We start from the raw sequence: 19581 nt of genomic DNA on the forward strand, positions 1-19581 counted from the left end.
TCCTTAAAACTCAGCCCTGCGCGGCGGGCGCCTTGCCGGATGCGGTAATGAGATCAAGCATCATATGGGCGCGATTGGCAACATTGCGCGGGCTGTCGGTATCGTCGACGATCGACTGGAACCACTGCCGCGCCTGCGTCATGTTGCCGGCCTTGTAGGCGACAAGGCCGAGCGCCTCGCGCGCCGAATGGCGGAAGGCGTTGCCCGGCACGGCCATTTCCTCGATCGCGGCCGAAACCTGCTCGTAGGAGCCGTTCTCGATCAGCAGCCAGCCGGCGCGCATTTTCGCTGCATCGCGCACGGCAGCCGGAACGCCATTATCCTTGCCGATTTCGTTGAAGGCGGCAATCGCCGCGGCAGCGTCGCCCTTCTGTGCCTGCACGGTCGCGGCCCGCATGCGCGCCAGCACCGGATAGGCGCCATGGCCCTCCTTCTCCAGCTTGTCGAGCGCGGCCAGCGCCTCGTCGTTCTTGTTCTCGTCGGCAAGCTTCATCGCCGCCAGGAACTGGTCGCCGGCGCTGGAGGAGCGGTTGTCGTCCCAGTATTGATAGAGAACCTTGCCGGCGGTGCCGACGACGATCAGGATGGCGACGACGATGATATAGCGGCCGAAGCGGCGCCAGACGCCCTTCATCTGGTCAGACCGCAATTCCTCATTGACTTCACGGATGAAGCTGTCGTCGTTGAATGCCATTCTCGTCTCCGGCCGCGGAAATTACCCAACATCATGCAAGATGCATATTGTCGGGCCTTCTACCCCATTTTGCAGCCGTTGTAAGGGGGATGTGAAAGATTCGTCACATGGCGAGCGGCGAAACCCCGATCAACCACTCGTGCAGCTTCCAGATGATCAGCGCCCAGACGACGATGCCGATGACGACTGCATAGAAGTCGTATTTGGCCGAGACGAAGGGGCGAAGCGTGATCTCGCCGGCCCGCTGCCGCCGCTTCAGGGAAATGCGCAGGATGACGCCCCAGGCCAGAAATGCCGCAAACAGCAGCACCGACGACGTCTCGCCATTGGCCAGCAGATGCGCCAGCGCCCAGATCTTCACCGACAGCACCATCGGATGCTTGGTCTTCGTCGCGATATGCCCCGCCGGCAGCAGCGAGGCAACGAGACAGATCAGCGCGATCAGCATCAGTGTGATCGTGATATGCGCCATCCAGACCGGCGGATTGTAGAGCATGCCGGTCACCTGACGCGCCTGCCCGAAACCGTAAATCAGGAGGATCAGCGTGAGGATGCTCGCGATCGAATAGCCGGCCCGCCAGCCCGTCTCGCCGAGGCTTGCAATCATCGAGCGGCGGAAACCGGGGGCCACCACCCGCACCAGATGCACGCCGAGGAAAAGTATGATGCCGACGATAAGCAATGTCATTGCGGATCCTTCCGTGCCGTTTGTCATGGCTTAGAGCCTCGCGTGAAAAAATGCCAGCGCGACCGCAGCTTCGCCGCAATTCTGGTAAAGGAAACCGCGAACAAATTGTCGCGGTGCCCATGTCTCGTTCCCTCTTCTCCGCCTGCCTGGCTGCCTCCTTCCTCGTTCCGGCAATCGCAGAGGCCGCCGACCGGCCGAAACAGCTCGTCATCATTTCCTTTGACGGCGCCCACGACAATGCGCTCTGGTTGAAGAGCCGCGAGATGGCCGCCAGGAACGGCGCCCACTTCACCTATTTCCTCTCCTGCACCTTCCTGATGAATGAGGCGGCGAAAAAGGCCTATCAGGCGCCGCACCAGAAACGCGGAAAATCCAATGTCGGCTTCGCCCAGAGCGACGACGAGATCCGCGAGCGCCTCGGCAATATCTGGCACGCCCATCTCGAAGGCCACGACATATCGAGCCACGCCTGCGGCCATTTCGACGGCCGCCTCTGGAGCGAGGCCGACTGGTCGGCCGAATACGCGACCTTTCACGAGACGCTGAAAAACGCCTGGAAGAGTGTCAACCTTGCGGAGCCGACCGGCTGGCAGGATCTGGTCGATCACGGCATCAAGGGATTTCGCGCGCCCTATCTCTCGGCGACAGCGGGCGCCGACATGATCGCCGCCGAAAAGAAGGCGGGCTTTACCTATGATGCGAGCCTTGTCACCAAAGGCCCGGCCATGCCGGTGGAGGAAGACGGCATCATCCGCTTCGGCCTGCCGCTGATCCCGGAAGGCCCGAATGAGAAGCCGATCATCGGCATGGATTACAATCTCTTCGTCCGCCATTCCAAGGGCGAGGAGGACAGCGTGGATTCAAAGGAATTCGAGGACCGCGCCTACGCCGCCTTTTCCCAAGCCTTCGATCGCCAGTACAACAGCAACCGCATTCCCCTCCAGCTCGGCTTCCACTTCGTCGAAATGAACGGCGGCGCCTACTGGCGCGCCCTCGACCGCCTGGTCAGCGACGTCTGCCATCGGACGGACGTGGCCTGTGTGAGCTATTCGGAAGCGATCCCGATGATCGAGGCGCGTGGGAAACTGCAGCAGACATCCGGTCTTTGATGGATTTTGTTGGGATGAGAGGGCGTGCCGTGCGGCCCCCTCATCCGCCTGCCGGCACCCTCTCCCCAAGGGGAGAAGAGATATGCCGCAACGTCTCGATTCCCCCTTCTACCCAGCGGGGGTCCGAAGGACGGGTTGAGACCCGCGGCTCATCCCAGGCAAAGGTGCCCGACAGGGCGGATGAGGGGGCGCCGAACGCGACTCCAGGTCGCTGACACCCCCGCGACCCATCAACCGTCGGCGTGCACCACACCTGCCTCACGCTCCAGATAACGCTGGTCGATATCCGGCAGCGGCGCATCATCGATTGCCGCTTCGAAGGCCTTCAGACGCTTATGGATGGAAAGCAGCTCGATGATCGTCGTCCAGGAATTGACGAGATACTGGAACGAGTTGCTGACCTGGCCGAAGGCGGTCGAGATCTGCTGGAAGATACCGTAGGTGATCGTACCTGCCACAATCGTCGGCACCAACATGAAGACCACGAAGAGCGCGTCGGCCTGGATATAAAAATAGCGGGCGACGTTGAAATACATGTAGTGGAAATACATGCGGTAATAATTGCGGCGGACGTTGCCGAAGAGCTCCGTAACCGTCAGCGGATGAGCCCGTTCCGCATGGTCCTCGCCATAGACCAGTTCCTTGCGATAGGCCGCTTCGACGCGCTGATTGCGGAAGTTCAGGCCCGGCAGCTTGACGCCTGCAACCGCCAGCAGAACCGTGCCGAACGCCGACCAGAACAGCGCCAGCCAGAAGAGCGAATTCGCCACCGGCCCGATGAACGGCAGTTCCGTCACATAGTGCGACAGCGCCAGAAGGATCGGAAGGAAGACCACGAGCGTCATCACCGAGTTGATGAGGCTGATGCCAAGGCCTTCGAGCGTGCTCGAAAAGCGCATCGTGTCTTCCTGAACGCGCTGTGAGGCGCCTTCGATGTGACGCAGCTTTTCCCACTTCGACATGTAGAAATTGTTCATCGCTGTGCGCCAGCGGAAGATGTAGTGACTGGTGAAGAAGTCGGTCATGATCGACACGAACATGCTGAGGAACGCGATCTGACAGAAGACCCACATCAGGCTGTAAAAATTGTCGACGGAAATGCCTGGCTGCTTCGACAATGCGTTCTGTAGCAGGTCACCGAACGGCCGGCGCCAGTTGTTGATCACGACGCTGATCTGGACGCCGAAATAGGTCACGAAGATGATGAGCGCCGAACCCCAGATCGACCACAGCTTCCAGGGGTGGTTCCGCGCGATCAGATGCCACGCGGCGCAGAAGATCGCCGCCGAAAGCAGGAAATAGCTGTAGAACCAGAGATTTTCGGGGAGCAGGAAGAACGAGAGGTCAATCGGCTGCTGTTCTTCTGCAACCGGCGCGTAGCCGAGCGATACGCCGAGACCGGCGGCGAAGAGATACCATCCGGCAATGGCAATCAGGGTCCAAACGACGAGCGAAGTAAAGAACGCCTTCGGCTGGGGGAAGAAGGAATGAAACACGGGGGGCTTTGCTTTCCTGAACTGTGAGTCTCGGGAGTGTCATGGAACACTGATTGTGCCGGAAACTAAGGCAGTTCGAAGGAAGCAGCAATGGGTTCGGCCCATTGTTACATAGATGTAACCGGTTAAGCGATTTTCTTGATCACCGGCATGACAAGCGCCGCACAGACAGGAAGTGCTGCAGCGGCGATCACCGTCGGCACGGTGAAGCTGCCTGAACGTTCGGCGATCCAGCCGGCAACGACAGGCCCGACGATCTGGCCGACGCCGAAGGCGGCCGTCATCATTGCCAGAATCCGCCGCGGGCTCTCAGGGGCAAGCTTGCGGCCGATCTGCAGCCCATAAGCCGTGATCGCCAGAAACGTCGCCCCGAACAGCGCCCCGCCGATCAGCGGCGCGATAGAGGGCGGCAGCGCCACGGTCGCAAGCACGCCGGCAGCCTCGACCACAAGGGCTGCGACATAGACGCCGCCAAGCCCGAGCGGCCTCACCAGCGGCTTCCAGGCAAAGAGCGCAACCGCTGACGTCAGCCCGGCGATGAACCAGCAGAGGAACTCGACGAAGGGTCCCGTTGCAGACAGCCGCGCGATGGTGACGAGAAAGGTTGCGGTGATGACGTAGCCGAAGCCGAACAGGCCGTAGGACAGCGTGACGAGCACCATCGGCCGGCCCCAGACAAGCGCCGGCTCCTTGCCCGTCCGCGCCGATTGCGCGGGCTCCGATGGCAAGAGCCACCAGACGACGACGAGGCTTGCCGCGCAATAGAGCGCGCCGCCGATCCAGTCGGCGCGCCAGCCACCCGGCCCGTCGTGAAAGCCGAGGCCGATCAGGAGCACCATGACTGAGGAAAGCGCGATCCCCGCCCCCGGCCCGCCGAAATGCGCTGCCTGCACATGGTCGTTGCCGGCGGCTGCCCCATGGCTGAGCACGATCGACGAGGTGAAGACCATGGCAAAGGCGCTGGCGAGGCCGGCGAGGAAGCGGATGACGGCAAAGATCGCGACGGAATCGGTAGCCGCCATGGCGGCAAGCAGGATCGCGGTGGCAAGCAGTGCCAACAGCGCCACCAGCCGTTCGCGTCCCGCCGCCCAGCCATAGGCGGCAAGCACGGCGCCGACGAGATAACCGACGAAATTCGCAGAGGCGATGAAGCCGGCATCGGCCGCCGAAAGCGGCACGCCGCTCATCATACCGGGCAGGATCGGCGTGTAGGAGAAGCGCCCGAAGCCCATGGCCGCCGCCATGGCGACGGCGCCGGCGGCGGCGGCGGCAACGAGATTCGGCGCGGAGCGAGGAGGACGGGAAAGCATGAAACGCTTATCGCGCCGCAGCGCGGACGCCACAAACGAGTATTTCTGATCGATCGATCAATTCCGCGAAAGACCGGATTTTCGTCGCCGTCCTTGAAAAGCATTATCTTACGATATATGTTTTACGACATATTCAGCGATATATCCAACGATGAAAGGGAAACCCATGAGAGGTTTTAAAGGCGGCATGTTCGGCGGAGGTTTCCGCATGGGCCGCAAATTCGCGGCCGGCGACCTGCAACTCGTCATCCTGGCTTTGCTCGATGAGCGGCCGTGCCATGGCTATGAATTGATCAAGATCCTGGAGGAACGCTCGGGCGGCTTCTACGTGCCGAGCCCCGGCGTCATCTATCCTGCGCTCACCTATCTCGAGGAGACCGGTCTGGCGGAAGTGGAGAACGAGGGCGCCAAGAAGCTCTACCGCATCACCGAGACCGGTCGCCGCCGCGTCGAGGAAAACCGCGCCATGATCCTGCACACATTCGCCAAGCTCGAACGCATCGGCGAAAAGATGGCCTATGTGAAGCGCGTCTTCGAAAGCGACCGTCACGGCGCCGACGAAGGCGATGACGGCGACTTCATGCAGGACGGCGGCGACATCCGCGCTGCCCGCATGCTGCTGCGTTCGGCGCTCAGGATGCGCTATCCCTGGTCCAAACCCGAAGCCGCCCGCATCGCCGCCATCCTGGAACGCGCCGCCACCGAGATCCTGCAAGGGGGCAGACCGGAAACGCGGGGGTGAAGAGGAAGGCGCCAAAGCTCAAGAGGGCCTCACCCTGAGGTGTCCCGGCATCGAAGGGCGAGGCGAGCGCTCCGGCCAGGCCGGAAAACGTCAGAAGTGGCCGTTACGCCCGCTCATCCGGCAACGTCAAAATCACCGGCCCGTTGCGGGTCGCGACCACGGTATGCTCATACTGAACGGTCGGCGCCTTCGGATCGGCATAGAGCGTCCAGGCGTCATCGCCGCCTTCGGCCCATGTCGCGCCGAGCGACAGGAAGGGCTCGACGGTGAAGACGAGACCATCCGTCATGATGCGTTTTTCGGAAGGGTCCGGCCAGGTCGAGAGCTCGGCCGGCTCCTCGTGCAGCGAGCGGCCGACGCCGTGGCTCGCGAGGTTGGCGACCAGCGTATAGCGGTTCTTCTGCGCAAAGGCGCCGACGGCGGTGCCGATCTTGGCCAGCGGTTCGCCCGACTTCACCTGGTTGAGCCCGACCCAGAGCGCCCGCCTGCCGTCGCGGCAGAGCCGTTCGATCTTCGGCTTGACCGGGGGCACCGCAAAGGAGGCGCCGGTATCGGCGAAGAAGCCGTCTTTCTCCGCCGAGACGTCGATGTTGATGAGGTCGCCGGCGCGGATGACGCGCGCGCCCGGAATGCCGTGGGCGATTTCCTCGTTGATGCTGATGCAGGTCGCGCCCGGAAACTGGTAGCAGAACTCCGGCGCCGAGCGCGCGCCCGAGCCCTCGAGCACCTTGCGGCCGATCTCGTCGAGCTCCAGCGTCGTCATGCCGGGCTCCATCGCCGCTGCCATTACCTGGATGGCGTTGGCGCAGATGCGGCCAATCTCCTTGAGCTTTGCCAGTTCGTCGTCGTTTGCGATAACCATTCGTCTGTTCCGGCCTTGCGCAGGGCGACCGCGGCCGCCTCAAGCTGAGGCTTTCGCCTCTTCGCCCTTTTCAGTCAATGCCTTTCTGACGATCGGCGCCACTTTCGTCCCGTAGAGCTCGATGCCACGCATGATCTGATCATGCGGCATCAGGCCGATGGCCATCTGCAGCAGAAAGCGATCGTTCTTGAAAAGCGCGTGATGAGCGATGATCTTTTCGGCCACCACTTCGGGATCGCCGACGAAGAGCGCGCCATTCGGCCCGCGCGACATGTCGAAATGCGCCCGGCTGGTCGGCCCCCAGCCACGCTCGCGGCCGATGCGGTTCATCACTTCGGCCTGCGGTCCGTAGAACTGGTCGGCCGCCGCTTCCATCGTATCGGCGACGAAGCCGTGAACGTTGATGCTAGTCTTCAGCTTCCCCTGGTCCTGCCCTGCCCGGCGCGCCGCCTCGCGGTAGAGATCGAAGAGCGGGGCAAAACGACGGGGCTCACCGCCGATGATCGCCAATGCCACCGGCAGGCCGAGGGCGCCGGCGCGGGCCACCGATTGCGGCGTACCGCCGACGGCGATCCAGAGCGGCAGCGGATCCTGCAGCGGCCGGGGATAAACGCCTCGCCCGTTGATCGGCGCGCGAAGCTCGCCCTTCCAATCGACCGTCTCACCGTCGCGCAGCGCCAGCAGCAGATCGAGCTTCTCCTCGAAAAGCTGGTCGTAATCTTCGAGATTGTAGCCGAACAGCGGGAAGGACTCGATGAAGGAGCCACGCCCCGCCATGATTTCGGCGCGGCCGTTGGAGATCAGGTCAAGCGTCGAGAACTGCTGGAAGACACGCACCGGGTCGTCCGAGGAGAGCACAGTGACTGCACTGGTCAGCCGGATGTTCTTCGTTTTGACCGCGGCCGCCGCCAGCGCCACCGCAGGAGCGGATGCCGCATAGTCCGGCCGGTGATGTTCGCCGAGCCCGAAGACATCGAGCCCCACCTGGTCGGCAAGCTCGATCTCCTCGATCAGATGCTTCAGCCGCTCAGCCCCTTCCACTCCCTTGCTGCGAGAGGGGTTAGGATTGACGTCCGCAAACGTATAAAGACCCAGTTCCATTGTCGGCATCCCGTTGAATTCAGCCCGGAGATAAGGATCGACAGGGGCGAACGCAAATACAAACTCTGGAACGGAATGTTCGAGAATCTCGATAGCAGCGTGATGACTTTGGCATTAACCGCAGGACGCGCCCGGACCGCAATTCGAATCTGAATTCAACGAGTTCGAGGCATCGGCGGAATCATCTTCCAAGCGGCCTCACACAGCACTTGAAGCGTCGGAACGGCGCAGCCTTCACCGCGCCGTCCCCGTCGCTCACATCGTCGCCAGCAGTTCCGCCAGCTGGTCCGCCGCCTTACCCCATCCCTCGTGGAAGCCCATCTTTTCGTGCGCTTCCTTGTCTTCAGCGCGCCAGTGCAGCGCCTTGGCGGTGTATTTCGTCCTGCCGTTGCCGAGTTCCTCGAGCAGGATGATGCCCGTGAAGAAAGGTTTTTCCGACGCCACCCAGGCGCTGGTATAGGCATCGGTGAAGACGATCTTTTCGCTCTCGATGATTTCGAGATAGACGCCGCGGTTCGGGTATTGATTGCCCTCGGGATCCTGCATGACGATGACGTTGGAACCGCCGGGGCGGACGTCGAGCGTCGCTTCCGCCACGCCCCAGGGGCGCGGCACGAACCACTGCTTCAGCAGGTCCGGATCGGTCCATGCCTTGTAGATCTTCTCCCGCGGTGCGTCGAATTCGCGAACGAGGACAAGTTCATGCTGCGTGCTGGCGGTCATTTCAACATCTCTCCGTTTGAATGAAACCTGTTTCGTATCAGGTTGTCGCAAGGACGCGTGGACGTTCAACGTTCCGACAGCACGCCGAATTATTTTGCGATCGGCCGCGCGGCATCTTCCTGCATCTTGTCGATCTGGTGACGAATATGGGCGGCCTCCGCCGCAGACTGGGCAAGCGCGATGGCGCGGTCGAAGGCTTCGCGCGCCTGGCCGTTGCGGCCGAGTTGCTTTAAGAGATTGCCGCGCAGGCCATGATAATAGAAATAGCCGTCGAGCTTCTCGCCGAGCGGATCGACCAGATCGAGCGCGTCCTGCGGCCCCTGCAATTTGGAAATCACCACCGCCCGATTGAGCGTGACGACAGGGGATGGCTGGATACGTTCCAGCGCGCGATAGAGCAGATCGATTTCGACCCAGTCGGTATCTTCAGCCCGTTTTGCCCGGGAATGAATCGCGGCAATCGCCGCCTGAAGCTGGAAAGGCCCGGGCCGGCGGTGGCGCAGCGCCTTGTCGAGCAGCGCCAGGGCCTCGTTGATGAAGGGCTGGTTCCAGAGCGAGCGGTCCTGATCCTCGAGCAGCACGATTTCACCCTCGGCGCTGAAGCGTGCCTGCCGACGCGAGATCTGCAGAAGCATCATTGCAAGCAGCCCCATCAGCTCCGGTTCGGAGGGAAAGCTGCGCAGCATCAGGCGTGCAAGCCGGATCGCCTCGTCGCTGAAGGCCGCCGCCTCGCGCTTGGGATCGGCCTGGCTGTAGCCCTCGTTGAAGATGAGATAGATCATCGTGCTGACGATCGAAAGCCGCTCCGCCCTCTCCTGCGGGCTCGGCGTTTCGAATGGCACGCCTGCCTTGGCGACGCGCGCCTTGGCCCGTGTGATGCGCTGCTCCATGGCGCTTTCGGACACCAAGAAGGCGCGTGAGATCTGCTGCACCGAAAGGCCGGAGACGATGCGCAGCGCCAGCGCGATCTGCTGGGTCGCGGGCAGATCGGGATGACAGCAGATGAAAAGAAGCCGCAGGATGTCGTCGCGATAGTTGGAATCATCAAGCCGCTCGGCGATATCGCTTTCGGCGTCCTCGGTATCGGAGATCGTATCCTCATCCGGCAAAGCCTGGAGCTTTGACCGCTTGCGCACGGCATCGATGCCGCTGTTGCGCCCGACGAAAATGAGCCAGGCCGTCGGGTCGCGCGGCGGCCCTTTCTCCGGCCAGGTGCGGATCGCCCTCAGGCATGCCTCCTGGAACGCCTCTTCCGCGGTATCGAGATCGCGGAAATAGCGCAGCAGCGCACCGAGCGCCTTCGGGCGGGCAGAGGCAAGCGCGAGGTCGATCCAGGCAATGTCGGTCATGATGCAGCATCTCCCGGCCTGAACACGTAGAAAGGCCGAATTTCGTAAGAGGTGGAACCGGGATTGACTGACGAAAGCTGTTTCGAGAAGGCGACCGCCTCCTCAAGCGTATCGAAATCAATCACGTAGAAGCCGAGAAGCGCCTCTTTCGTTTCCGCAAAAGGCCCATCGATGACGAGAGCCTCGTCCTTGCCCTTGCGCACTGTGGTCGCCGCGGTCGTCGGCATCAGCCGACCGACGGGGCCGAGCTTGCCGGCTTTGGCAAGCGGCTCCTGCACGGCGTAGAGCTTTTCCATGACGGCCGCCTCTTCCTCCTTGGTCCAGGCGAAGACGGTTTCTTCATGGGCGTAACAAAGGATTGCGTAAAGCATCGATCACTCCTCTTTCCGAATGACGAAGGAGTAACCGCTTACCCGACAGGCCGCATCAAAAAATTATCGGTGGTTGTAAGCACCACGCTTGAGCGCCCCTGCGAGCCGCGCCCCTATTAGCCATGGAGTTGCCTTTTTTGACCCGGAGAGCTGTCGGCATTTCCATCACCTTTTCATGCGAGAACCCCATGCACAAATCTCAGAGATTTCTCGTCGCCCTTGCCGCCCTCTTCCTGCCGATGCGGGTTGCCGATGCGGCCTCCGCCCCGGAAAACTTCCTCTACACGAGCTCCGGCAATCTCGAAGCCATAAAGGCCATGCTCGCCCGGCCCGACATCGGCGGCGTCCAGGTCGTCTACAACTGGAAAAGCCTGGAACCGGCGAAGGGCCAATATGATTTCTCGGCCATCGAGCAAGACCTCGCCATCGCCGAGGCACTGAACAAGAAGCTCTTCATCCAGGTGCAGGACCGCTTCTTCGATCCGAAAGCGCGGAATATCCCCGACTATATGTTGACCGAACCGGAATATGGCGACGGCCTCACCCCGCAATTCGACAATCCTGGCGAAAACAAACCTGTCGGTTCCGGCTGGGTCGCCCAGCAATGGAACCCTGAAGTGCGCGCCCGCTATCAAGCGCTGCTAAAGGCGCTCGCCGAAAAATTCGACGGCCGGGTCTACGGTATCAACCTGCCGGAAACGGCGATCGATCTTGACCCCAAGCGCGAACCGAAGGGGTTCTCCTGTGATGCCTATTTTTCGGCGGAGATGGAAAACCTCGCCTTCGCCCGCAAGGCCTTCGCAAAGTCCATGGTCGTGCAATATGTGAACTTCTGGCCCTGCGAGTGGGAAAACGACCACAACTACATGGGCCGTCTCTTCGATTTCGCGGCGAAGAACAATGTCGGCCTCGGCGGGCCTGATATTGTGCCGAACCGCAAGGCGCAGATGAAGAATTCCTACCCGTTCTTCAACAAATATAAGGGCAAACTTGCCTATGTCGGCCTCGCCGTGCAGGAGCCGACGCTGACCTATAAGAACCCGGCGACGAAGAAGCCCTTCACCAAGGCCGAATTCACCGCCTTTGCGCAAGACTATCTCGGCGCGAACGTGATCTTCTGGAGCACGGCGACGCCATGGCTGAAGGAATAGCCCGGCACCTCCGGAATCATTCCACCCTCACATCTCGCTCAGCGTGCGCTTGACCGCATTCTTCCAGCCCTTGAGCTTGGCAGCACGGGTCTTCTCATCCATGTCGGGCTCGAAGCGCCGGTCCCGTTTCCACGTCGCCGAAAAGCTCTCTCTGTCCGGCCACACCCCTGCCCGGCTGCCGGCAAGCCAGGCGGCGCCCAGCGCGGTCGTTTCCAGGATCACCGGGCGGTCGACTGGAGCGTCGAGAAGATCGGCGAGCCGCTGCATCGTCCAGTCGGAGGCGACCATGCCGCCGTCGACGCGCAGCACGGTGTCCTCGGCGGCGTTCTTCCAGTCCTTCTGCATGGCATCGAGCAGGTCGCGGGTCTGGTAGCAGACGGCTTCCAGTGCGGCGCGGGAAAGTTCCGCCGGGCCGCTGTTGCGCGTCAGCCCGAAGATCGCGCCGCGCGCCTTGGCATCCCAGTGCGGCGCGCCGAGGCCGGTGAACGCCGGTACGAGATAGACCTCCTGCGTCGGATCGGCCCTTTCGGCGAGTTCGTTGGTATCGCCGGCCTTGCCGATGATGCCGAGCCCGTCGCGCAGCCACTGCACGGCGGCACCCGCGATGAAGATCGACCCCTCCAGCGCATAGGTCGTCTCGCCGTTCAGGCGATAGGCGATCGTGGTCAGCAGCCGGTTTTTCGAGCGCACCATGTCGGCGCCGGTGTTGAGGAGGGCGAAGCAGCCGGTGCCGTAGGTCGATTTCAGCATGCCCGGCGCAAAGCAGGCCTGGCCGATCGTCGCCGCCTGCTGGTCGCCGGCAACGCCGAGGATCGGGATCGCAGCACCGAAAAGGCCAGGATCGACCGTGCCGAAATCGGCGGCGCAATCCTTGACCTCTGGCAGCATAGCGGCGGGCACTCTCAGAATATCGAGCAGGTCTTCATCCCAAGTGTTTTCGGCGATGTTGTACATCAGTGTGCGCGAGGCGTTGGTGGCATCGGTCACGAAGCTCTTGCCGCCCGTCAGCCGCCAGATCAGGAAAGTGTCGATCGTGCCGAAGCAGAGATCGCCCCTCGCAGCGCGTGCCCGCGCGCCCTTCACATTGGCGAGCATCCAGGAGAGCTTGGTGCCGGAAAAATAGGGATCGAGGATGAGACCGGTCTTCTTGGTGAAAACCCGCTCCAGATCCTGCCGCTTAAGATTGTCGCAATAGCTTGCCGTGCGCCGGTCCTGCCAGACGATGGCGTTCTGGATCGGCCGGCCGGTCTCGCGCTCCCAGACCACAACCGTCTCGCGCTGGTTGGTAATGCCGAGTGCCGCCACATCCTTGGCTTCGATATCGGCATCGCGCAACGCCATGTTGACGGTCGAGATCACTGAAGCCCAGATCTCCTCGGGATCATGCTCGACCCAGCCGGAGCGTGGATAGATCTGGCTGAATTCCTTCTGGCCCTTGCCGGCGACGCGCATGTCTCCATCGAAAACAATCGCCCGCGTCGACGTCGTCCCCTGATCGATCGCCAGAACATATCCGCTCATGAAACCCCTCCCGCTAGAGCAATTCCAGCAAAAGTGTACAGCGGTTTTGCGTCCGGAATTGCGTGAAACAAAGAGATAGAGCATTTCCGCGATTCGGAGAAAAACGGAAATGCTCGATGTCGATTATCGTGACAAATCAATAGGACACGGATGCGGGCGAGAAAAGCGAATAAAGCGGAATTGCCAGCCTGCCGGCTTTGGGCATAACCTCGCCATAACGTTGCAACGCAGCATCGATGTCAGGAGAGAACAGCATGAGCAGATCAGTCGTCGTCACCGGCTCCACCAGCGGCATCGGCCTTGCGATCGCCACCGCCTTTGCCGAAACGGGCGACAACATCGTCATCAACGGCTTCGGAAATGCCGATGAAATCAAGACGATCGTCGCGCGGCTTGAATCATTGTCGAAGGGCCGGGCGATCTATCATCCGGCCGACATGACCAAGCCCGCCGAAATCGCCGACCTGATCGAAACCGCGGCGAAGACGTTCGGCACCGTCGATGTCCTCGTCAACAATGCCGGCATCCAGCATGTCGAGAAGATCGAGGATTTCCCGATCGAGAAATGGGACCAGATCATCGCGATCAATCTGTCCAGTTCCTTCCACACCATGCGCGCCGCCATCCCGCTGATGAAGGCCAGGAAGCATGGCCGCATCATCAACATCGCCTCGGCCCACGGGCTCGTCGCCTCTCCCTTCAAATCCGCCTATGTTGCGGCGAAACATGGTATATTAGGCCTGACGAAGACGGCAGCACTTGAACTTGCCGAATTCGGCGTGACCGTGAACGCCATCTGCCCCGGCTACGTGCTGACGCCGCTCGTCGAGAAGCAGATACCCGACACCGCCAAGGCGCGCGGCATGACCGAGGAGCAGGTGAAAAGCGAAGTCATCCTCAAGGCGCAGCCGACGCGTGAATTCGTCAAGGCGGAGGAGATCGGCGCGCTGTCGCTCTATCTCGCGAGCGATGCCGCCCGCCAGGTGACGGGAACGCATATCTCGATTGACGGTGGCTGGACGGCGGCTTAACCATTTGGAAAAAATAACCGGGAATATCATGAACGACAGCATCCGCTTCATCCTGAATGGCGAAGACATCGCGCTGACCGATATCAAGCCGACCGAGACACTTCTCGATTTCCTGCGGTTGAAGCGACGCCTGACGGGCACCAAGGAAGGATGCGCGGAAGGCGATTGCGGCGCCTGCACCGTGCTTGTCGGGCGGCTGGCCGACGGCAAGCTCGCCTATGAATCCGTCAATGCCTGTATCCGCTTCATGGGTTCGCTGCATGCCACGCATGTGGTGACGGTCGAGCATCTCGCCGGCAGGGACGGCGCGCTGCACCCCGTGCAGCAGGCGCTTGTGGATTGTCATGGCTCGCAATGCGGCTTCTGCACGCCCGGCTTCGTCATGTCGCTCTATGGCCTGTGGCTGATGAAGGAAAAGCCCAACCGTCAGGAAATCGAAAAGGCGCTGCAGGGCAATCTCTGTCGCTGCACGGGCTACGAGCCGATCGTCAAGGCGGCCGAGCAGGTGAGCCGGATGCGGCCGAGCGCGCTCTTCGATCCGCTGGAGCGGACGCGGTCGGAAATCGTCGCCCGGCTCTGGGCAATGCAGGCGAGCGGCACCATCAGGATTGGGAACGGTGAAGACCGGCTGATCGTGCCGGCCTCGGTCCAGGCGCTCGCGGAAATCCTGTCGCAGGAGCCCGAGGCGACCGTCGTCGCCGGCGCGACGGATGTCGGTCTCTGGGTGACGAAACAGATGAAGCGGCTAGGCCCTGTCGTCTTCATCAATCACCTGAGCGAACTGCAGTCTATCACGGAGAGCGAGGACGGCGTCACCTTCGGCGCCGGCGTCAGCTATAGCAGCGCCTTTGCGGCGATCTCCAAAAAGATCCCGGCGCTCGGGCGGTTGATCGACCGCATCGGCGGCGAACAGGTGCGCAACATGGGCACGATCGGCGGCAATATCGCCAACGGCTCGCCGATCGGCGACAGCCCGCCCCCGCTGATCGCGCTCGGCGCGACGCTGACGCTGCGCTCCCGGCAAGGCCAGCGCAGGATACCGCTCGAAGAGTTCTTCATCGCCTATGGCAGGCAGGACCGCAGGCCCGGCGAATTCGTCGAAAGCGTCTTCGTGCCCTATCCCAAGGAAACCAGCCGCTTTGCCGCCTACAAGGTCACCAAGCGCCGCGATGAAGACATCACTGCCGTCCTCGGCGCCTTCCTGCTGACGCTCGACGACGCCGAGATCGTCACCGCCATCCGCATCGCCTTCGGCGGCATGGCGGCAACGCCAAAACGCGCCCACAACGTGGAGGCCGCACTGATCGGCAAACCCTGGGCGGAAGCAACGATAGAGGCCGCCCGCCCCGCCTTCGACGCCGATTACCAGCCGCTCACCGACTGGCGCGCCACGGCGGAATATCGGCAATTGACGGCAAAGAACTTGCTGACGCGGTTCTATCTGGAAACGGTGGGCGCACCGGCGGAGCTGAAGCGGTTCGAGGAGGTGGCGTGATGGACGCATTGGTCAGAACGCCCGGAATACAAACTTTGATGGGGGCCGTCGCGGTCTCCTCCTCTCCCTCATTCCTGTGCTTGTCACAGGAATCCAGCGCGCCCAAGTCCTTGGGCGCGGGAGACTTTTCCTCAGCGTCATATGAGTCATTCACGGCGCAGAGGCACCGTGGCTGGATTCCTGTGACAAGCACAGGAATGAGGGGGTGCGGAGTAGCCGCCGCATTCCATAACTCCCTTCGCGGAGGCCTCATCTAATGGACAAGTCCACCTTCGAAGACCGCAAGGCCATCATATCAGGCCCCATGCACGGCTCGCTGCGCCATGATTCAGCGCATAAGCACGTCACCGGAACCGCCGATTATATCGACGATATTCCCGAACCCGCAGGCCTCCTGCACGGCGCCCTCGGCCTTTCCGACCGGGCGCATGCCGAAATCCTCAGCATCGACCTTTCCGAGGTCGCCGCCTATCCCGGCGTCGTCTGGGCCTTCACCGGCAAGGACGTGCCCGGCGTCAACGACGTCAGCTCCAACGGCAGCCATGACGAGCCACTGCTCGCCGAAACTTTGGTTCAGTTCCACGGCCAACCGATCTTTGCCGTCATCGCCGAAACGCGCGACGCCGCCCGCCGCGCCGCGCGGCTGGCGAAGATCGAATACCGCGATCTCCCGCACTGGAGTGATATCGACGGGGCGCTCGCCAACGGCAGCCCGCTTGTCATCACGCCGATGACACTGCACCGCGGCGAGCCGGAAACGGAGATGCCGAACGCCGAGAGGCGGCTGAGAGGCCAGATGCGCATCGGCGGCCAGGAGCATTTCTACCTCGAAAGCCATATCGCCGTGGCGATCCCCGGCGAGGACGACGAGGTCACCGTCTGGTCCTCGACGCAGCATCCGAGCGAGATCCAGCATATCGTCGGCCATGTCCTTGATATCCCCTCCAACGCCGTGACCGTGAACGTGCGCCGCATGGGCGGCGGCTTCGGCGGCAAGGAGACGCAGGGCAACCAGTTCGCAGCCCTTGCGGCGATTGCCGCCAAGAAGCTCGCCCGCGCGATCAAGTTCCGTCCCGACCGCGACGAGGACATGAGCGCCACCGGCAAGCGCCACGATTTCCTCGTCGATTACGAACTCGGCTTCGACGCCGAGGGCCGCATCCACGCGGTCGACGCCACTTACGCGGCGCGCTGCGGTTTCTCTTCCGACCTGTCGGGACCGGTGACCGACCGCGCCCTCTTCCATGCCGATTCCAGCTATTTCTATCCGCATGTGCATCTGACGTCGAAGCCCTTGAAGACCCACACGGTCTCCAACACCGCCTTCCGCGGTTTCGGCGGCCCGCAGGGCATGCTCGGCGCCGAGCGCTTCATCGAGGAGATCGCCTATGCCGTCGGCAAGGACCCGCTCGATATCCGCAAGCTGAATTTCTACGGACAGCCGGGCTCCGGGCGCACGCTCACCCCCTACCACCAGGAGGTCGAGGACAATATCATCGCCCGCGTCGTCGAGGATCTGGAAGAGACTGCTGAATACCGGAGCCGGCGCAACGCCATCATCGCCTTCAACCGCGACAGCCGCTACATCAAAAAAGGCATCGCGCTGACGCCGGTGAAATTCGGCATCTCTTTCACCATGACCGCCTTCAACCAGGCCGGCGCCCTCGTCCATATCTACCAGGACGGCTCGATCCACCTGAACCATGGCGGCACCGAGATGGGCCAGGGCCTCTATACCAAGGTGGCGCAGGTGCTGGCCGACAGCTTCCAGGTCGATATCGACAGGGTGAAGATCACCGCGACGACGACGGCCAAGGTGCCGAACACCTCGGCGACGGCCGCCTCCTCCGGCTCGGACCTCAACGGCATGGCCGCCTATGACGCCGCCTGCCAGATCAAGGAACGGCTGGTGGCGTTTGCCGCCGAGAAATGGAATGTAACGCCCTCCGATGTCGTCTTCCTGCCGAACCGCGTGCGTGTCGGCGAAAGCGAGATCCCCTTTCCCGACTTCATCAAGCAGGCCTATTTCGCCCGCGTCCAGTTGTCGGCCGCCGGCTTCTACAAGACGCCGAAGATCCACTGGGACCGCAAGGCCGGCCGCGGCACGCCCTTCTATTATTTCGCCTATGGCGCCGCCTGCACCGAGGTCTCGATCGACACGCTGACCGGCGAATATCTGATTGACCGCACCGACATCCTCCACGATGTCGGCCGCTCGCTGAACCCGGCGATCGACCTCGGCCAGGTCGAGGGCGCCTTCGTCCAAGGCATGGGCTGGCTGACGACGGAAGAGCTCTGGTGGGACGACAAGGGGCGGCTGCGCACGCATGCCCCCTCCACCTACAAGATCCCCCTCGCCTCCGACCGGCCGAAGATCTTCAACGTGCGGCTTGCCGAATGGTCTGAAAACGCCGAAGCCACCATCGGCCGCTCCAAGGCCGTCGGCGAACCACCCCTCATGCTGGCGATCTCGGTGCTGGAGGCGCTGTCGATGGCGGTGGCGAGTGTCGCGGATTACAAGGTCTGCCCGAGGCTCGATGCGCCGGCGACGCCGGAACGGGTGCTGATGGCGGTGGAGCGGATGAAGCGGGTGTAGGATGAAAAGGCGTCCGGCTGGTTTGTTGCTTGAGCAGGACCGGCAGAGCGGGCGGCACCCCCCTCTGTCCTGCCGGACATCTCCCCCACAAGGGGGGAGATCGGCAAAACGGAACGCACCACACCTCAATATTCTGACATCACATTTTAAAACTCTACGCGACCGCTTCCCAGTTCCGGGAGGCCCGCGCCTCATGCCGATCTCCCCCCTTGTGGGGGAGATGCCCGGCAGGACAGAGGGGGGTGCCACACCCACCCGCTCATCGGCCTTCCACCCATGACCGACCTCCCCACGTTCCTCGCCGCCCACCCCGACAGCATCCTCATCGACATCACAGGCACGCAAGGCTCAACCCCGCGCGAGGCCGGGGCCTTCATGCTCGTATCGCCGACCACGCTGTGGGGCACGATCGGTGGCGGGCAGTTTGAATTCATGGCGATCCGGAATGCGCGGGAGATGCTGGCCGGAACTGGCGGGGTGCCCGCGATGGACATTCCGCTCGGCCCGGAGATCGGCCAGTGCTGCGGCGGACGTACGCAGTTGCGGTTTCGGCGGCTGACGGAGGCGGTGAAAGATGAGCTCGATGCAAGGCTTGCCGGCGAGATCGAGCGTCTGCCAGAAATCTTTCTCTTCGGAGCCGGCCATGTCGGCCGGGCGCTGGCGGCAGCACTTGCGCCGCTGCCGCTATCGGTGACGGTCGTCGAAACCAGGCAGGAAGAGCTCGCCAACCTGCCTGATGAAACCAGGACCCGGCTGGTGCCGATGCCGGAGGCGCTGGTGAAGGATATTCCCGGCGGTGGGGCGGTCGTCATCCTGACCCATGACCACGCGCTGGATTTTCTGATCGCCCGCGAGGCGCTGGAAAGGACCGATCTCGCCTATATCGGCATGATCGGCTCATCGACCAAGCGCGCCACCTTCGCAAGCTGGCTTTCCCGCGAAGGCGGCGGCGAGCGTGGCTGGATGGAGCGGCTGACGCTGCCGATCGGCGGCTCCGCCGTCAGGGACAAACGCCCCGAAGTGATCGCCGCCATGACCGCCGCCGAAATCCTGACGGCGCTCGCGGCCTACCGCCTGCATTCGTCCTCGTAATAGGGATCGCGCCCGTCGAGGAAACCGAGATCACGCTTGACCCGGTCCGGCGCCGTGTCGAGATCGAGCCTGGGCATGCGCCAGATCCGCGCCAACCTGCCACCGATGCGCTGAAAAATCCCGATGGTCGGCTGCGGGCGGCTCTGGTCGATAGCTTGGCAATCCATGACATCACCTCGTCAGATTGATGGTATGTGTTGCAGTCTGCTGCCAAAAATGCTGCAATTCCAATCGAACGACCGTCTGTCTG

General features: G+C 62.4%; 18 protein-coding genes. 7 read left to right on the forward strand and 11 right to left on the reverse strand.

The window, feature by feature from the left end:
* Nucleotides 1-10: 10 nt before the first annotated feature.
* Together EFD55_RS22300 and EFD55_RS22305 are read right to left on the reverse strand one after the other, a co-directional pair.
* Nucleotides 11-694 carry a tetratricopeptide repeat protein gene (locus EFD55_RS22300; RefSeq protein WP_125847462.1) on the reverse strand — a complete coding sequence of 228 codons (684 nt, stop codon included), beginning with the start codon at nt 692-694 and terminating at the stop codon, nt 11-13.
* Between the two features lie 103 nt (nt 695-797).
* Complete coding sequence (locus EFD55_RS22305) at nt 798-1382, reverse strand: NnrU family protein (RefSeq protein WP_125847464.1); 585 nt, start codon at nt 1380-1382, stop codon at nt 798-800.
* A gap of 119 nt (nt 1383-1501) precedes the next feature.
* Here EFD55_RS22305 and EFD55_RS22310 point away from each other — a divergent pair, with 119 nt between their 5' ends.
* Entirely contained in the window at nt 1502-2491 is a 990-nt protein-coding gene (locus tag EFD55_RS22310; RefSeq protein WP_125847466.1) for a polysaccharide deacetylase family protein, read from the forward strand.
* Between the two features lie 230 nt (nt 2492-2721).
* Here EFD55_RS22310 and sbmA read toward each other — a convergent pair whose 3' ends face one another.
* Both sbmA and EFD55_RS22320 read right to left on the reverse strand, forming a co-directional pair.
* Nucleotides 2722-3987: a peptide antibiotic transporter SbmA gene (gene sbmA, locus EFD55_RS22315; protein WP_125847468.1), complete on the reverse strand. Its 1266-nt coding sequence runs from the start codon at nt 3985-3987 to the stop codon at nt 2722-2724.
* 125 nt (nt 3988-4112) lie between these two features.
* Nucleotides 4113-5297: a YbfB/YjiJ family MFS transporter gene (locus EFD55_RS22320; protein ID WP_125847470.1), complete on the reverse strand. Its 1185-nt coding sequence runs from the start codon at nt 5295-5297 to the stop codon at nt 4113-4115.
* A gap of 166 nt (nt 5298-5463) precedes the next feature.
* On the opposite strand from EFD55_RS22320, the gene EFD55_RS22325 reads away from it, so the two are divergent.
* Entirely contained in the window at nt 5464-6039 is a 576-nt protein-coding gene (locus EFD55_RS22325) for a PadR family transcriptional regulator (RefSeq protein WP_125847472.1), read from the forward strand.
* Nucleotides 6040-6142: 103 nt separating this feature from the next.
* Here EFD55_RS22325 and map read toward each other — a convergent pair whose 3' ends face one another.
* The 5 genes from map to EFD55_RS22350 all read right to left on the reverse strand — a co-directional run bounded on the left by map (nt 6143) and on the right by EFD55_RS22350 (nt 10445).
* Nucleotides 6143-6901, reverse strand: coding sequence for a type I methionyl aminopeptidase (gene map, locus EFD55_RS22330; protein ID WP_125847474.1), 759 nt, complete (start codon nt 6899-6901; stop codon nt 6143-6145).
* A 39-nt stretch (nt 6902-6940) separates the two neighbouring features.
* Nucleotides 6941-8002, reverse strand: coding sequence for an LLM class flavin-dependent oxidoreductase (locus EFD55_RS22335; protein WP_125847476.1), 1062 nt, complete (start codon nt 8000-8002; stop codon nt 6941-6943).
* 255 nt (nt 8003-8257) lie between these two features.
* Nucleotides 8258-8725, reverse strand: a complete 468-nt coding sequence (locus EFD55_RS22340) for an SRPBCC family protein (RefSeq protein ID WP_125847478.1) — start codon at nt 8723-8725, stop codon at nt 8258-8260.
* Between the two features lie 89 nt (nt 8726-8814).
* Nucleotides 8815-10074 carry an RNA polymerase sigma factor gene (locus tag EFD55_RS22345; RefSeq protein WP_125847480.1) on the reverse strand — a complete coding sequence of 420 codons (1260 nt, stop codon included), beginning with the start codon at nt 10072-10074 and terminating at the stop codon, nt 8815-8817.
* Nucleotides 10071-10445 (reverse strand): YciI family protein, encoded by a 375-nt coding sequence (locus EFD55_RS22350; RefSeq protein ID WP_125847483.1) that lies wholly within the window; start codon nt 10443-10445, stop codon nt 10071-10073. Before EFD55_RS22350 ends, EFD55_RS22345 begins: the two co-directional genes overlap by 4 nt.
* 188 nt (nt 10446-10633) lie before the next feature.
* Here EFD55_RS22350 and EFD55_RS22355 point away from each other — a divergent pair, with 188 nt between their 5' ends.
* Nucleotides 10634-11596 carry a hypothetical protein gene (locus EFD55_RS22355; protein WP_125847484.1) on the forward strand — a complete coding sequence of 321 codons (963 nt, stop codon included), beginning with the start codon at nt 10634-10636 and terminating at the stop codon, nt 11594-11596.
* 27 nt (nt 11597-11623) lie between these two features.
* Here the strand turns inward: EFD55_RS22355 and glpK are convergent, their stop codons facing one another.
* Nucleotides 11624-13117 carry a glycerol kinase GlpK gene (gene glpK, locus EFD55_RS22360; RefSeq protein ID WP_125847486.1) on the reverse strand — a complete coding sequence of 498 codons (1494 nt, stop codon included), beginning with the start codon at nt 13115-13117 and terminating at the stop codon, nt 11624-11626.
* 254 nt (nt 13118-13371) lie between these two features.
* On the opposite strand from glpK, the gene EFD55_RS22370 reads away from it, so the two are divergent.
* From EFD55_RS22370 to xdhC, 4 genes are all read left to right on the forward strand, one after another.
* Nucleotides 13372-14148 (forward strand): 3-hydroxybutyrate dehydrogenase, encoded by a 777-nt coding sequence (locus EFD55_RS22370; protein WP_125847488.1) that lies wholly within the window; start codon nt 13372-13374, stop codon nt 14146-14148.
* Between the two features lie 28 nt (nt 14149-14176).
* Complete coding sequence (gene xdhA / locus EFD55_RS22375; RefSeq protein WP_125847490.1) at nt 14177-15643, forward strand: xanthine dehydrogenase small subunit; 1467 nt, start codon at nt 14177-14179, stop codon at nt 15641-15643.
* 256 nt (nt 15644-15899) lie between these two features.
* Nucleotides 15900-18239 (forward strand): xanthine dehydrogenase molybdopterin binding subunit, encoded by a 2340-nt coding sequence (gene xdhB, locus EFD55_RS22385; RefSeq protein WP_125847492.1) that lies wholly within the window; start codon nt 15900-15902, stop codon nt 18237-18239.
* A gap of 276 nt (nt 18240-18515) precedes the next feature.
* Nucleotides 18516-19331: a xanthine dehydrogenase accessory protein XdhC gene (gene xdhC / locus EFD55_RS22395; protein ID WP_125847496.1), complete on the forward strand. Its 816-nt coding sequence runs from the start codon at nt 18516-18518 to the stop codon at nt 19329-19331.
* Here the strand turns inward: xdhC and EFD55_RS22400 are convergent.
* The gene (locus EFD55_RS22400; RefSeq protein ID WP_125847498.1) at nt 19307-19498 is read right to left on the reverse strand and encodes a hypothetical protein; all 192 of its coding nucleotides are present in this window, start codon (nt 19496-19498) and stop codon (nt 19307-19309) included. The two genes, xdhC and EFD55_RS22400, sit on opposite strands and share 25 nt — an antisense overlap.
* Nucleotides 19499-19581 lie beyond the last annotated feature (83 nt).

Origin of the sequence: Rhizobium pisi, from assembly GCF_003938655.1 — a bacterium.
Taxonomy (GTDB): Bacteria; Pseudomonadota; Alphaproteobacteria; order Rhizobiales; family Rhizobiaceae; genus Rhizobium; species Rhizobium pisi.

Bases quoted from the DNA above. Each gene is read 5' to 3' on its own strand.
- EFD55_RS22340 (WP_125847478.1), bottom strand. From the start codon at position 8,725: ATGACCGCCAGCACGCAGCATGAACTTGTCCTCGTTCGCGAATTCGAC.
- EFD55_RS22300 (WP_125847462.1), bottom strand. From the start codon at position 694: ATGGCATTCAACGACGACAGCTTCATCCGTGAAGTCAATGAGGAATTG.
- glpK (WP_125847486.1), bottom strand. From the start codon at position 13,117: ATGAGCGGATATGTTCTGGCGATCGATCAGGGGACGACGTCGACGCGG.
- EFD55_RS22350 (WP_125847483.1), bottom strand. From the start codon at position 10,445: ATGCTTTACGCAATCCTTTGTTACGCCCATGAAGAAACCGTCTTCGCC.
- xdhC (WP_125847496.1), top strand. From the start codon at position 18,516: ATGACCGACCTCCCCACGTTCCTCGCCGCCCACCCCGACAGCATCCTC.
- EFD55_RS22355 (WP_125847484.1), top strand. From the start codon at position 10,634: ATGCACAAATCTCAGAGATTTCTCGTCGCCCTTGCCGCCCTCTTCCTG.
- EFD55_RS22370 (WP_125847488.1), top strand. From the start codon at position 13,372: ATGAGCAGATCAGTCGTCGTCACCGGCTCCACCAGCGGCATCGGCCTT.
- EFD55_RS22345 (WP_125847480.1), bottom strand. From the start codon at position 10,074: ATGACCGACATTGCCTGGATCGACCTCGCGCTTGCCTCTGCCCGCCCG.
- xdhA (WP_125847490.1), top strand. From the start codon at position 14,177: ATGAACGACAGCATCCGCTTCATCCTGAATGGCGAAGACATCGCGCTG.
- EFD55_RS22325 (WP_125847472.1), top strand. From the start codon at position 5,464: ATGAGAGGTTTTAAAGGCGGCATGTTCGGCGGAGGTTTCCGCATGGGC.
- EFD55_RS22320 (WP_125847470.1), bottom strand. From the start codon at position 5,297: ATGCTTTCCCGTCCTCCTCGCTCCGCGCCGAATCTCGTTGCCGCCGCC.
- EFD55_RS22400 (WP_125847498.1), bottom strand. From the start codon at position 19,498: ATGGATTGCCAAGCTATCGACCAGAGCCGCCCGCAGCCGACCATCGGG.
- EFD55_RS22335 (WP_125847476.1), bottom strand. From the start codon at position 8,002: ATGGAACTGGGTCTTTATACGTTTGCGGACGTCAATCCTAACCCCTCT.
- xdhB (WP_125847492.1), top strand. From the start codon at position 15,900: ATGGACAAGTCCACCTTCGAAGACCGCAAGGCCATCATATCAGGCCCC.
- EFD55_RS22310 (WP_125847466.1), top strand. From the start codon at position 1,502: ATGTCTCGTTCCCTCTTCTCCGCCTGCCTGGCTGCCTCCTTCCTCGTT.
- map (WP_125847474.1), bottom strand. From the start codon at position 6,901: ATGGTTATCGCAAACGACGACGAACTGGCAAAGCTCAAGGAGATTGGC.
- EFD55_RS22305 (WP_125847464.1), bottom strand. From the start codon at position 1,382: ATGACATTGCTTATCGTCGGCATCATACTTTTCCTCGGCGTGCATCTG.